The organism is Maribacter arenosus (assembly GCF_014610845.1).
In the GTDB taxonomy this organism is placed as follows: domain Bacteria; phylum Bacteroidota; class Bacteroidia; order Flavobacteriales; family Flavobacteriaceae; genus Maribacter_A; species Maribacter_A arenosus.
Genome location: NZ_JABTCG010000004.1, coordinates 322,470 through 336,487, shown reverse-complemented (window position 1 = coordinate 336,487; position 14,018 = coordinate 322,470). Strand labels below are relative to the sequence as shown.

13 protein-coding genes are annotated in these 14,018 nt (G+C 37.2%); 6 read left to right on the top strand and 7 right to left on the bottom strand.

Annotated features, from left to right (window positions below):
• The first annotated feature begins 2 nt into the window (after positions 1-2).
• The gene (locus HPE63_RS12400; protein WP_188314590.1) at positions 3-2,072 is read left to right on the top strand and encodes a M16 family metallopeptidase; all 2,070 of its coding nucleotides are present in this window, start codon (positions 3-5) and stop codon (positions 2,070-2,072) included.
• 196 nt (positions 2,073-2,268) lie between these two features.
• Complete coding sequence (locus HPE63_RS12395; RefSeq protein WP_188314589.1) at positions 2,269-2,697, top strand: hypothetical protein; 429 nt, start codon at positions 2,269-2,271, stop codon at positions 2,695-2,697.
• A gap of 62 nt (positions 2,698-2,759) precedes the next feature.
• Here HPE63_RS12395 and gldD read toward each other — a convergent pair whose 3' ends face one another.
• The 4 genes from gldD to mutY are packed head-to-tail and all read right to left on the bottom strand — an operon-like array spanning position 2,760 to position 6,185.
• Entirely contained in the window at positions 2,760-3,314 is a 555-nt protein-coding gene (gene gldD, locus HPE63_RS12390) for a gliding motility lipoprotein GldD (RefSeq protein WP_188314588.1), read from the bottom strand.
• Entirely contained in the window at positions 3,304-4,632 is a 1,329-nt protein-coding gene (locus HPE63_RS12385; protein WP_188314587.1) for a gliding motility-associated protein GldE, read from the bottom strand. The genes gldD and HPE63_RS12385 overlap by 11 nt, the downstream gene beginning before the upstream one ends.
• Before the next feature lie 25 nt (positions 4,633-4,657).
• Complete coding sequence (locus tag HPE63_RS12380) at positions 4,658-5,122, bottom strand: single-stranded DNA-binding protein (protein ID WP_188314586.1); 465 nt, start codon at positions 5,120-5,122, stop codon at positions 4,658-4,660.
• A 25-nt stretch (positions 5,123-5,147) separates the two neighbouring features.
• Entirely contained in the window at positions 5,148-6,185 is a 1,038-nt protein-coding gene (mutY, locus tag HPE63_RS12375; RefSeq protein WP_188314585.1) for an A/G-specific adenine glycosylase, read from the bottom strand.
• A gap of 128 nt (positions 6,186-6,313) precedes the next feature.
• Here mutY and HPE63_RS12370 point away from each other — a divergent pair, with 128 nt between their 5' ends.
• The 3 genes from HPE63_RS12370 to HPE63_RS12360 all read left to right on the top strand — a co-directional run bounded on the left by HPE63_RS12370 (position 6,314) and on the right by HPE63_RS12360 (position 8,999).
• On the top strand, positions 6,314-6,604 hold the full coding sequence (locus HPE63_RS12370; RefSeq protein ID WP_013306152.1) for an HU family DNA-binding protein: 291 nt from the start codon (positions 6,314-6,316) through the stop codon (positions 6,602-6,604).
• A 268-nt stretch (positions 6,605-6,872) separates the two neighbouring features.
• Positions 6,873-8,423, top strand: a complete 1,551-nt coding sequence (locus HPE63_RS12365; RefSeq protein ID WP_188314584.1) for an Rne/Rng family ribonuclease — start codon at positions 6,873-6,875, stop codon at positions 8,421-8,423.
• 102 nt (positions 8,424-8,525) lie between these two features.
• Entirely contained in the window at positions 8,526-8,999 is a 474-nt protein-coding gene (locus tag HPE63_RS12360) for a regulatory protein RecX (protein ID WP_188314845.1), read from the top strand.
• A gap of 51 nt (positions 9,000-9,050) precedes the next feature.
• Here the strand turns inward: HPE63_RS12360 and HPE63_RS12355 are convergent, their stop codons facing one another.
• The 3 genes from HPE63_RS12355 to HPE63_RS12345 form a co-directional block, all read right to left on the bottom strand.
• The gene (locus HPE63_RS12355; RefSeq protein ID WP_188314583.1) at positions 9,051-9,545 is read right to left on the bottom strand and encodes a DUF6646 family protein; all 495 of its coding nucleotides are present in this window, start codon (positions 9,543-9,545) and stop codon (positions 9,051-9,053) included.
• A 54-nt stretch (positions 9,546-9,599) separates the two neighbouring features.
• Positions 9,600-10,469 (bottom strand): cupin-like domain-containing protein, encoded by an 870-nt coding sequence (locus tag HPE63_RS12350; protein WP_188314582.1) that lies wholly within the window; start codon positions 10,467-10,469, stop codon positions 9,600-9,602.
• A 117-nt stretch (positions 10,470-10,586) separates the two neighbouring features.
• Entirely contained in the window at positions 10,587-12,422 is a 1,836-nt protein-coding gene (locus tag HPE63_RS12345) for a TonB-dependent receptor plug domain-containing protein (RefSeq protein ID WP_188314581.1), read from the bottom strand.
• 97 nt (positions 12,423-12,519) lie between these two features.
• Here HPE63_RS12345 and HPE63_RS12340 point away from each other — a divergent pair, with 97 nt between their 5' ends.
• The gene (locus HPE63_RS12340; RefSeq protein WP_188314580.1) at positions 12,520-14,016 is read left to right on the top strand and encodes an aminotransferase-like domain-containing protein; all 1,497 of its coding nucleotides are present in this window, start codon (positions 12,520-12,522) and stop codon (positions 14,014-14,016) included.
• The last annotated feature ends 2 nt before the right edge of the window (positions 14,017-14,018 follow it).

Here is a 14,018-nt window from a genome sequence, read left to right as displayed (position 1 = left end):
CAATGAACAAAATTTTAATAACCCTAATACTGGGCTTTGTAGCTCTTAATTTACAAGCGCAGATCGACAGAAGTAAAATGCCGGAGGCTGGACCGACACCGGAAATAAACCTCAATGACCCGCAACGTTTTGAATTGAATAACGGCCTAAAAGTTTTGGTTGTTGAAAATCATAAACTACCACGGGTTTCCATTCAGTTACTCATAGACAATCCTCCAATACTCGAAGGCGATAAAGCGGGTGTCTCTAGCTTTACCGCTAGTCTATTAGGTAATGGTTCCAAATCTATCCCAAAAGATGATTTTAACGAGGAAGTGGATTTTCTTGGAGCACGTATCAGTTTTGGTTCCCAGAGTGCCTTTGCGAGTTCATTATCCAAATATTTTCCTAGAATATTGGAGTTAATGGCAGATGCTGCCATCAATCCGAATTTCATTGAGGAAGAATTCGAAAAAGAAAAACAAAAATTGCTTACAGCTTTAAAGGCAGAGGAAAAGGATGTTTCGGCAATTGCAAATAGAGTTCAAAACGCTTTAGTTTATGGTACCGACCATCCATATGGTGAATTTATTACTGAGGAATCCGTTAACAACGTTACCCTTTTCGATGTAATTCAGTTTTATGAAGACTATTTTGTTCCAGCAAATGCTTATTTGGTTGTAATTGGTGATGTCCGGTTTGACAATGTGAAAACTTTGGTAACCAAAAATTTCATGCCATGGACAAAGGCCGTTCCTCCCTCCTTTCAATTTTCAAAACCCTTAAATGCACAATACACCCAAATTAACTTCATAGATGTTCCCAATGCCGTACAATCTGAAATAGCTGTTGAAAGTTTGGTTGATCTTAAAATGAAAGAGGAGGATTATCTGCCATCGATAATGGCAAATTTTATTTTGGGAGGAGGTTCTGTAAGCAGATTGGAACAGAATATAAGGGAAGATAAGGCATATGCTTACTATTCTAGATCAAGATTAAGCGATGATAAATATGGGTTTGCAACTTTTAAGGCCTATACTGGCGTTCGAAACTCAGTAACTGATAGTTCTGTAGTAGAAATTCTAAAAGAAATGGATAAAATAATTAAAGAACCCGTCTCAAATGAAGAATTGATAAACGCAAAAGCTACATATGTCGGTAATTTTGTGATGGCTTTGGAACAACCTTCAACCATAGCTAGATATGCTTTGAATATAGAAACAGAAAGTTTGCCAAAAGATTTTTATAAAACCTATTTGGAGAAAATCGAGGCTATTTCCGTAGCTGATATTCAAAAAGCCGCGCAAAAATACTTTTCAACAAACAATGCTCGAATAGTGGTAACTGGCAAAGGAAGTGATGTTCTCAACAACTTGGAGCAACTAACCTTCAATGGCAAAAAAGTGCCAATCAAGTATTACGATAAATATGCGAATGAAATTGATAAACCCGACAATAGCGTTACCATCCCAGAGGGTATGACGGCCCATGACGTTTTGGAAAAATATATCGAGGCCATAGGAGGAAAAGAAAAATTATCGGAAGTGACCTCATATGCAATAAAAGCAGAAGCCGATATGCAGGGTACGAAATTAAATCTTGAAATAATGAAAACGTCAAAAAATCAATTTATGAAAGAAATAAAGTACATGGGGAATTCCATAAGCAAGGAAGTGGTTGATGGGGATAAGGGTTATACAATTCAGCAAAATCGACATAAGGATATGGGTGAAGAGTTGTTAAAAGACCTGAAAGAAGAATCAGCTCCTTTTGCGGAATTGAACTTACTTAAAACAAGTATGGAGGTAGAAGGTATAGAAGTGATAAATGGTAAAAAAGCCTATAAATTAAAACTGTCAGATGTAAAATCCACTTTCTACGATATTGAAACCGCACTTAAAGTTAGGGATGTCATGAGTGTTAATGTTGATGGAAAAATAATGGTAATGACAATGGATTATGATGACTATAAAGAAGTTGCTGGCATTAAATTCCCTTTTTCAATAACGGAGAGTATGGGGCCTCAAAAATGGAATTTTATAATTCAGGAAATCAAGGTGAACGAAGGGGTTTCGGATGTTGATTTCGAATAGTTAAAATAACGATTTTAAAATAAGGGAAAGGTTTCAAAAAACAGTGGTAATACGTACTTTTGAAACTTATATCCAGTAAAACAAAAGAGCCATATTCCCATTACGCAAAGTGATTGTAGTTAAACAAAACGCGGTGCTAAATGGACAATTGTCTAAATCGAAAATCTAGGATCAACATAATAATTTAAAGTAACAGATGAAAAAGATTTTAAGCATTTTAGCCGTAATAGCCGTATTTGCAAACACTTCATGTAAAGAGGAAAAAAAAGAGGATTCAAAAGTCAATAGTCAAATGGAGAGAGTCATGGCTATTCATGATGAGGTTATGCCTAAAATGGGCAGCATGGGCAAAATGGTCGGTGAATTAAGCGCAAAAGAAGATAGCACCGAATTGGGAATGCAATACGCCAACGCAAAAAAGGGACTACAAGACGCCCACAAAGCAATGATGGACTGGATGCAAGGATTCGGCAATCGTTTTGATGCCGATGAGATATTGAATGGAAAGGCCCTAACGGAACAAAAACAAACCTGGCTGGATGAGGAAGAAGAAAAGGTAAAAGCCTTGCGTGAACAAATCAATACCAGTATCGCCAACGCTAAAAAGCTTCTTGGCGAGGAATAGTGGGTAAAAAATCATTTTTGGAATTGGCTGTTATTGCCTTGGGTATACCACCCGCCTCAATATTATTTCCATCTAATACTTTCCATGAACTTCTTAATGTCGTTTTGTAAATACGTTGCCGCCGGGTAAATGGAGTCGTAATTGGGCCTAGTATAGAAATAAAGTGAGCCCGTTACAAAATGGTCCGTACTGTCGGTTACGTAAAATTGTGCTTGGGAGGCGGCATCACCCACAACCTCAAAAAACATTCCATATACCTTGTCCTTTTCATTTACGAAAGGATGGGGCAATATGCCATCAGCTTTAGAGGAGTGTTCTATGGACAGTCTTTGGGCATCGACCAATAGTTTGCCAATATTGTTGTCTACACCTTTATAGGTGATAAACAGGGAACCTTTCATTGTCGGATAATCCAAGGTTATCAAGTTGCCCTTCTGTTCTTTAATTTCACTTATTTGGTTCTTAAGAAATTTAAAATGGTCGGTTTCCATCAATTCGTATTCCGAAGCGGGGTATTCCAACCGCAACATGGCTTTAGGCTTTGGGATAACCTCTTCCTGGCAGCCTACGAAAAGCAATATCCAAATCCATAAAAAATAGCCGCTCTTATTTTTCATGTGGTAAGATCACTTTAATCTGTTTTAATCTTTTTTTGTCCAGACTTTCTACGATAAATTCATAATTCTTAAAAACGATTTTTTCCCCTTTCCTAGGAAAGCTTCCGGCAATCTCCAATACAAAACCGGCAATAGTCTCAGATTCACCTTTCTGTTCTTCAAAAACCTGCTCATCCTCCAATTTTACCACACGATAAAAATCCTTTAAAGTCGTCTTTCCCTCAAATACATATTTAAATTCATCCAATTTTGAATAAACCAAATCCTCATCATCGAATTCGTCACTGATATCACCAACAATTTCTTCGATAATATCCTCTAGGGTAACAATACCCGATGTGCCCCCATATTCATCGACAACCACCGCCAGATGGTTTTTCTTATCCTGAAACTCCAATAAAAGATCATCCAATTTCTTGTTTTCCGGTACAAAATAAGGTTCCCGAATCAATGATATCCAATTAAAGGTCTTTCGATCGATGTAAGGTAAAAGGTCTTTCACATAAAGAACACCCAATACATTGTCCATATTTTCAGAGAATACGGGTATTCGAGAATATCCCTGAATTTTTATTTCATTTAAAACCTCAGGAAACTTCATGTCTTCGCTCAATGCGAATAAATCGATACGTGGACGCATCACTTGCTTGGTATCGGTATTTCCAAAAGTCACTATACCTTCCAACAATTTTTGTTCTTCTTTGGTCGTATCGCCCTCGGAAGTCAGTTCCAAGGCCTGGGACAAATGGTCTACACTGAGGTTCGACTTGTATTTACCTAGTTTGTTGTTCAAGTAAATCGTACTTGAACGCATGGGCAAGCTTAATGGTGAAAAGATAAAATCGAGCACTTTCAGGGGATAGGCCATAAAATGGGAAAAACTATCCCGATTTCTATTGGCATATACCTTGGGTAAGATTTCACCAAACATCAAAATCAGGAAAGTGGCCACCACGACTTCCAAAAGGAATCGTACCGAAATAAAATTGAACAACACATAGGTGATATTCGAGAACAAGGTGTCGCCAATCACATTAAAAAGAAGGACCACCCCTATGTTTATTGCATTGTTGGCAATTAATATTGTCGCCAACAATTTTTTCGGACGATCTAACAATTTTATAATAATATTGCCTTTGGTCGTATTGTTTTGCGCAATGGTATTTACTTCGGTTGGGGACAAACCAAAAAAGGCCACCTCGGCACCGGAAACAAGTGCTGAACAAAATAATAATAATACAAGTATGGAAATATTGAGTGCCAAGGCACTCTCCACGGCAATAAAAGTTGGTAATAAACTAAGGGGTTCTGGGTCCAATAGTCAAATTTTAGGATTTTTGGGGTCAAAATGGTAAATCATCATCATCTTCGGGCTCATTCGAAATTGTAGGTTCAACGGTCTTTGTTGGTTCTTTTTGTTGTGCAGGCTGTGAAGGTTGGCTAGCTGACTGTGCGTTGGCCATACTTTCCTTTTTCGTGGTTAGGAAGGTGAAATCCTGGACATGTACTTCGGTCGTGTAACGCGCATTGCCATCTTCCCCTTGCCATTGTCTGTTTTTCAACCGGCCCTCTACGTAGATCTTATCCCCTTTGCTTAGATATTTTTCGCATATTTCAGCCGCCTTGTTGCGTACAACAATGTTATGCCAATCGGTATTGGTTACACGTTCACCTGTTTGCTTGTTGGTATAGGTCTCATTGGTGGCAATAGGGAACCTGCCTATGCTTCCACCTCCTTCAAAATAATGCATTTTTACTTCGTCTCCCAAATGCCCGATAAGCATCACCTTATTCAATGTTCCACTCATAATTTAAATCTTAGGCCCAAAAGTACTAAATTTTAAATGTTTTAATAAAATCTGCTATTAAAACCGGAACAGGAAAATCTACCAATGTTCTGAAATCAATCCCATTTTTTAAGGGGGCATTGGTTTTCACTACCCAAAACTTAGTGTAAAGATGCTGGTGCGATAGCTTATGTACAATAGCATCATGGTTAAATTGATATACTTCTGGACTATCTGGGAGGTCTATGACCTCATCATATCTTCGTTCCAATTCATCCCTCTCGATGATATCCTTCGTTTCCAATAAAGGAAATTCCCAAAGATTTTGCCAAATACCCCTTCCTTTTCGCTGTTGTAACAGGGTTTTGTCATCGGGATCAAGGATGACCAGATAATTAAAATATCGGTTCTTTATTTTGGCCTTTTTATTTTTAACAGGGAGTTCGTTAATCTCGTTTTTTTGAAGCGCTATGCATCCTTCGTTCAAGGGACAACCCTGGCAATCCGGGTTTTTTGGGGTACATTGAATGGCGCCAAATTCCATGATAGCCTGATTGTAATCCCTTATATGCCCTGAATTCATGACCTCCCGTGCCAACTGTTTGAAATATCGAATCCCTTGCGTGCTGTTTATGGGCAATTTCACGCCATAAAAACGTGAAAGCACCCTATAAACATTCCCATCGACCACGGGTTCGGGAATATTATAACTTATTGAGGCAATTGCACTGGCCGTATAGTCGCCAACACCTTTTAATTTTAAAAGCCCCTTATAGGTCTTGGGAAATTCGCCATCGTATTCATTAACAACCATTTTAGCGGTTTCGTGTAAGTTCCTGGCTCTTGAGTAATAACCCAATCCTTGCCATAATTTCAATACTTCATCTTCGGAGGCATTCGCTAAATCGCTAACTGTGGGAAACCGATCCGTAAACTTCAAATAATAGGGCAAACCTTGCGACACCCTAGTCTGTTGTAGAATAATTTCAGATAGCCAGACCTTATAAGGATCCTTGGTTTCCCTCCAAGGTAAGATCCGTTTATTTTTCGTATACCAATGAAGAATTTTGTGGGAAAAAGTCATGCGTATGAATACTATATAATAAAAGTAGGTGTTTATATACTTAAAATTAGTTCATTAGGACAAAAAGAATGAATTTAATTTATATATTTGCAAGCCGAAAAAAACATATAGAAAATTTAATACATAAGATGACGAAAGCGGAAATTGTATCGAAAATCTCAGACAAACTGGGAATTGAAAAAGGAGATGTGCAAGCAACTGTTGAATCCTTTATGGAAGAGGTAAAGACCTCTTTGGAGAGTGGTGACAATGTTTACCTAAGAGGATTTGGTAGTTTTATCATAAAGACCAGGGCGGAAAAAACTGGCAGAAACATTTCTAAAAATACCACTATTAAAATTCCGGCGCATAATATCCCGGCATTCAAGCCAGCCAAGGTTTTTGTAGAAGGGGTGAAAAGCAACGTTCAAGTAAAATAATATAATAATCTTTAAATAAGAACTTTATGCCGAGTGGTAAGAAAAGAAAAAGACATAAGGTAGCTACCCATAAGCGCAAGAAGCGTAGAAGAGCTAACCGACACAAGAAAAAGTAGTTGTATTCAACTACTTTTTCGTTTAATACGTTCATTGACATAGAAATTCGAAAAAAGAATTTCGACGGGTTTATAAAACCTGTAATAACTATTGTTTAATCTATTTGTTCACTCCTCAAATCTATAGGGGGAACAGATATAAATAAAATCAGGTGAATAGAGAATTAATCGTACGATCTAGTTCTAACGCCGTCGATTTTGCCTTACTAAAAGAAGGAAAACTCACTGAATTACACAAAGAGGAAGACAACAACGATTTTTCTGTTGGAGATGTATTTTTGGCCAAGGTCAGAAAACCTGTAACCGGTCTAAATGCAGCCTTTGTAAATGTAGGTTATGAAAAAGATGCTTTTCTGCATTACCATGATCTAGGGCCACAATTGTCTTCGATGTTGAAATTCATAAAACAAGTGAGTACCGGAAGGCTCAAGGATTATTCCTTGAAAAACTTCCCATTGGAAAAAGATATTGATAAACATGGCAGCATCAATGATGTCATAAAATCGAATCAATCCTTATTAGTACAGATTGTTAAGGAACCTATTTCCACCAAAGGACCACGAATCAGTTCTGAGCTTTCATTGGCCGGACGATATTTGGTCATGGTGCCATTTTCAGAACGCGTATCGGTCTCTCAGAAGATCGGTAGCAAGGAAGAGAAGGACAGGTTAAAAAGACTTGTAAAGAGCATTAAACCAAAAGGATTTGGTGTTATCATCCGGACAGTCGCCGAAGGCAAAAAAGTCGCCGAGTTAGATAAAGATCTAGAAAACTTGCTGAACAAGTGGTCAGCAATGTGTAAGAAATTGTATAAAGCTCCTACACCCTCAAAAGTATTAGTAGAGCTCAAGAGGGCTTCAAGTATTTTAAGGGATGTATTCAACGATTCCTTTACTGGAATACATGTTGATGATCCAACGCTTTATACCCAGATCAAGGATTATGTGCAAGAAATCGCTCCGGGCAAGGAATCTATAGTCAAACTATACAGTAATACTTCTGTCCCAATATTTGAAAAATTTGGGATTGAAAGGCAAATCAAAACTTCTTTCGGCCGTACGGCTACAATGAGTAAAGGAGCATACTTGATCATAGAACATACGGAGGCATTGCACGTCATAGATGTGAACAGTGGCAACCGTTCCAACAAAGCCAAAAATCAAGAAGATACGGCTTTGGAGGTCAATATGTTGGCAGCTTCGGAAATAGCAAGGCAGTTACGCCTTCGTGATATGGGAGGAATTATCGTTATCGATTTTATCGATATGGTAAAAGCCCCCCACAGAAGAAAGCTTTTTGATCATCTTCGCGATGAAATGAAAGATGATCGGGCCAAACATAAGATTTTGCCCCCGAGTAAATTTGGTCTTGTACAGATTACCAGACAACGGGTACGACCCGAAATGAATATTAAAACAACAGAAGTGGACCCAAATCGTGTGGGTCAAGAAATAGAAGCTCCGATTGTTTTGATAGACAAAATAAATTCAGACCTTGAAAAACTTGTAAAAGGCCCTAAAAAGGATAGTAAGATCACGTTGAACATACATCCCTTTATTGCGGCCTACCTTACCAAAGGTTTTCCATCTATGCGTTCCAAATGGTTTTTGGAGCATAAGAAATGGATAAAGATACAACCAAGGGATGCATACACATATCTAGAATACCGTTTTAAAGACAAGGACGGTAAAACGATATATTAGTACACCCACTTCCATTATCGTTTTAATAAAAGGGGAAATTAAAATTCAAAGGCGTCTTCGGAAACGGAGTCGCCTTTTTTGTTTATTGATTATTTTTATATGATGGATTACTCTACGAATCATACAATCACAGAAGCCACCAAAAAACTGGAAGGTTATTGTGCCTATCAGGAACGTTGCCATAAGGATGTGATTGCCAAATTGAAGCAAATGCGAATGATTCCAGAAGCCATAGATCAAATTGTGGGTCATTTGATCCAAGAAAATTATTTGAACGAGGAACGCTTTGCCCAAAGTTTTGCACGTGGTAAATTCAATATAAAAAAATGGGGCAGAAACAGGATCGTGAATGAGTTGAGACAACGGCACATTTCCAGCTATAATATAAAATCCGCGTTAGCGGAAATCGATGACCACATATATTTGGAAACCTTGGATAACCTTGCCAAAAAAAGATTGGATTCCATAAAGGACACCGACATTCAAAAACGAAGACGTAAACTGGCCGATTATCTACTCTATCGTGGTTGGGAGAGCCATTTGGTATATGACAAGATCACCGAATTGATTAAATAATAAAAGGACGACTGCCTAGACAATCGTCCTTTTCTACTATTTAGAACCTTATTATAAGTTAAAAGTAGCCCCTATGCTAAAGACAAATTGATTGTGTAATTCTTCTGCTAAAGTTAAATCATCTGATTTATATTTCGCAAAAGGTACTGACGCTTCTGCAAACAAACCAAAACCATCACTAAAGAAATAACGGGTACCCAAGTGACCTCCAAAATTCTTTAAACCTAAGTTTAAACCAGGATAAACATCAACGTTACTTGGCATTTGCATTACGCTTCCTAGGTTTGCATTAAACCGTACTTTAAGATCAAATCTATTGCCAAAATCAGCATCAATAGACTCCTCAACTCCCAGAAGATATGAAGATGCTGCGCCTATTGAGAAATTCTCTCCCATTCCGTAATCATACGTAACGACGATTCCGGTACCGTTTTCTTGAAAATTGGCTCCGATTTGAAATTTAGTGTCATCCTTCCCTTCAAAGGCTTGGGCATTTACAAGGGAAACTCCTAGAAGCATTGTTAAGGCAACTAATACTTTTTTCATTTAATTATCTATTTATTTAGTATACAATTTTTGAGGGGGCAAATATATCCAATCTTATTTGATTGTACTATGCATAATTCTATTTGTTCGTTGAACAGCTTGATCATTCTTCCAATCAATCCATTTTTGCCCCTGCAATTTGCGCATTAACCCATCGTAATTACGCATCACAATTACATTGTAAAAAGCGGAGAATAGGTTTTTAGGGTTTTTAGCGATAGAGCGCAAACTCATTGAAAACCCCGGGGTCACATATCGCATATAATGCCAATACCCCTCTGGTATATACAAAACCTCCCCATGATTCAAATGGGTCTTATAGCCCTTAGCCTGCTTTAAGGCCGGCCATTTTTCGAAATCAGGATTCGTAAAATCGATACTTTCATGGGTAATCAAGGAGTGGGGAACCTTATAAAGATGTTTGCTCTCCGTTTGCGGGAATAGGATACATTCCTTCTTACCCTCAAAATGAAAATGGAATATATTGGCCAAGTCAATATCGAAATGCATAAAAGTATATGAATCACGACCCCCAAAGAAAAGCATGGGTAGGGTTTTCATCAACCGTAATCCAAAATCGGGATAGGTAAAGTCCTTTTGCAGTTCGGGCACTTCCTTTAATATGTTCCACAGGAAAATACGGAATTTAGTGGGCTCTTTTTGAAGCAGGTCGATATAATCGGCCATCTTCATCTTGGCATGGGGCTCATTAAACCCATCCTTGTGATGCACGGGACGGTCATCGTACAAAGGCACTACCTTTTCCCCTGCAACCTTACGCATATACTCTAAGTTCCATTTGGAATAGGCAGGCCATTCCTCAATAAACCGTTCAATAACAACAGGCCTCTGAGGCTTAAAATAATCCTTGATAAATTGCTCCTTGGTAAGTGTTTTTACCCGAGGAATTTCACTTAAGTTCAAGTCTAATTGGGTTGAATTATCCCACAAATGTATGAAATCTATTAAAATGGGGCTTCAAAATCCCTTTGAGAAATCACATCTTGATAATGATCTTAAGAAGTATCTAAATTATGATTGCTATTTAAAACTATAACGCAATCCAAATAACACATTACTTGGCGGCATTGGAGTAAAACCAGACTCAATATATTCAGCATCAAAAATATTACTTGCCATAATTGATAATTCAACTTGTTTCAATGTCATTACAATAGAGGCATCCCAAACGTTATAAGTTTGTCCTGTGGTGCGTTCCGCATATTTATAAACGATATTTTGACGCACGTTTTTCAATAATTGGGTACTGAATCGAGTTGTAAAATGATGTTTCAATGTGTTTAGGGAGTAACGCGATAATTCTTCGTTTTGGTCTAAAATATTATCATCTAAAAAAGCATAACCGATTGCTAAGCTTTGGTTGAAGTCATCCAGTTTGAAATTATAGGCGACATCAATTTCCAATCCTTTCGTATTAACCTCGGCGATGTTGGTTGCGGTAAAGGTTTCTACCTCTGTATTTGGTCTGATATAATCAATAAGATTTGTGGCATCTCTATTAAAAACTGAAATACTTGCTCCAATTTTAGGACTGATATACTTAATTCCCAATTCTTGTGCAAAAGCTTCTTCAGGTTCCAAATCCGGATTTCCCGCACTTCCACCTCCGTTATAATATAAATCAGTATAGGTCGGAATTCTGTAAGTAAAGCCAATGTTTCCATAAGCTTTTAGGTTGTTGGCCATATCAAATCCAATATCCAAACCAGGAAAAGCATTAAATTTAAAATCCGAAAAATAGGTCATAGCAACTCCAGGTGTAATATCTAAACGATCGTCAGCAAATTGAAATCTATGTTCTAAAAACAAGGTTGTCATAAAACGATTACGATGGCCTAAATTATTACTTCGTAAATACACTTTAGACAAGTCGATTCCAAATCCTGTAATACCTAATTTAGAGGTGTAAGCCGCATTAGCTTCGGCTCCAAGTTTATCTGTAATATGAAAATTTCTAAAAAAGTTAGGGTCATCCCGTTGTAGTAAAAACATATCTTGATTCCGTTTCCAATACACACGCGGTCGAATTTTTAGTTTTTCAGACTTAAAAGTGGTTGTAAATGCAACTAAACTATTTTGAGTTTCTTCATATTCATTAAAACCCCAACTACTTGGCGTGTAAAAATTTTGAGCTCCGAATTTGCGTTCTAAGAACGTTGCAATCATCTCAATAGGTTGGTCTTTTTTATTGAATATGCTTTTTAGAAAAAAGTTCGAATTGTTATAATCTGAATTATTTCTATAACCTTCAGAAGTCATTTTTCCAGCATGGAAAATATGTGTTGAATTCCCTAATTCAGACCCAACAGTTAGGGAACCATTAAGCTGACCAAAAGAACCAGCTTCAAGATTTGCAGAAACGGAATTACTTAAATTGGATTTAGTGACAATATTAATTGCACCACTAAATGCATTTTGCCCAAAAACTCTAGCTGCAGGACCTTTTATGATTTCAATACGCTCAATAACTTCAAGTGGTAATGCCGCATTCATGATGTGATGGCCTGTTTGTGCATCGTCCATCTTAATACCATCAATTAACAAAAGGGTTTGGTCAAAACCACCTCCTCTAATAAATAAATCAGCCTGACTTCCGCCAGTGCCACGTCTTCTAATGTCTACACCAGCAACTTGCTGTAATAAATCTGCAATGGTAACGGCAGAACTATTTTTAATATCAGTTGCTGTAACAATATTTATAGTTCTAGAATTTTCTTTAAAGGGCAGATCAATTCGATTTGAAGTAACTACAACTTCACTTAAAGAATCGATTTTTATCATAGGTTCTTCTTGTTGAGCATGTAATCGAAATGCGCTAATTAACAAAAATGTAAATAGTAAGCCTATATGTTTCATCTATGTGAGTTTTGCTATGGTTGTTATGGCATCATTTAATTTTACTCTGCAAAAGTCGTAACTTTCCGGACGAGTAAACTAGTCCAGTTTTAAAACAATGAATAGTCCGGTTAGTGATATACTAAAACAACTGGTCACATTCGACAAAACGAATGTGCAACCTGTTTATATTCAAGTAGCACAACAAGTAATAAATGCGATACAACGTGGTTATTTAGAAAAAGGCAGTAAGTTACCCGGTACACGTGTATTAAGTCAGTTGTTAAATATTCATCGCAATACAGCGGTTGCTATTTATGAAGAATTGGTTTCACAAGGCTGGGTAGATATAATAGCCAATAAAGGGACTTTTGTTTTGGTGCCAGAGGAATCCACTGTAAAAATCAAAGCAACAGCCCACCATATTCAGCAGGCTTATACGTATCCAAAAGTGGCTGGTTTTCCTTTTCAACAGTCATTTCATTTGGCTTCAACATCAGAAGAAACTTCTTTAAAATATACGCTAAACGATGGTAAACCAGATTTACGTTTACATCCCGTACATCAATTTTCTAGATGGTATAGTGCAGCCATGAAACGAAAACCATTAATTAATAAATGGAATAGAACAAGTGCGTTGATTCCTTCGATTTTTAGCACACAACTTTGTAATTATCTAAACGCAACACGAGGATTTCATATAAAACCAAATAATTTAGTAAATACACGTAGTACGGAAATGAGTCTGTACATAGTCTCACAATTATTGATTAAACAAGATGATTTGGTGTTGGTCGGGCAGTTGAGCAATTATGCTGCTAACATGATTTTTCAACAAGCAGGTGCAACCATTCGAACGATTCCCACAGATAGTGAAGGCCTAAATGTTGAATATATAAAAAAGCATTTTGTTAAAGGAAGTATACGCTGTGTGTATGTTTGTGCCAATAGGGATTACCCCACAACTGTAACGTTGAGCGCAAAACGACGATTACAATTATTGCAATTAGCAAAAACGCATGGATTTGCTATTATAGAAGATGATTACGATTACGATTTTCAGTTTGAAGGATCTGCAATGTTACCTATGGCGAGTGCAGATGCCAATGGAATGGTTATTTATTTGGGCAAGTTAGGACAGTCGCTATTTCCAAGTTTTCACACGGGCTTTGTAGTAGCACCGGAAAACCTGATTTCTGAAGCTAAGAACTACTTGCAATTACTTGATAAACAAGGCGATTTAATACAAGAACAAATGCTTTCCGAACTTATTTCTGAAGGTGAAATTTATAGACTTAAGAAAAAAAATATAGTTACTTACAAAAAGCGTCGCGATAGTTTGTGCCATTTTTTGAACTATTATTTTGAAGGTATTACAACTTGGGAAAGGCCCTTAGGTGGTTTAGCAATATGGCTGCAATTTGCAGAAACAATATCATTAGTGAAACTTGCTGAGGAAGCCGGAAAATTAGATTTATTCCTACCAAAAACTATTTTATATCAAGATAAAAATACCTGTGCTATTCGTTTTGGTTTTGGGCATTTAAATGAAGAAGAAATCGAAATTGTAATCAAAAAGTTGAAAAGTGCTTATTATAAGGTCATTAATCTTTAATA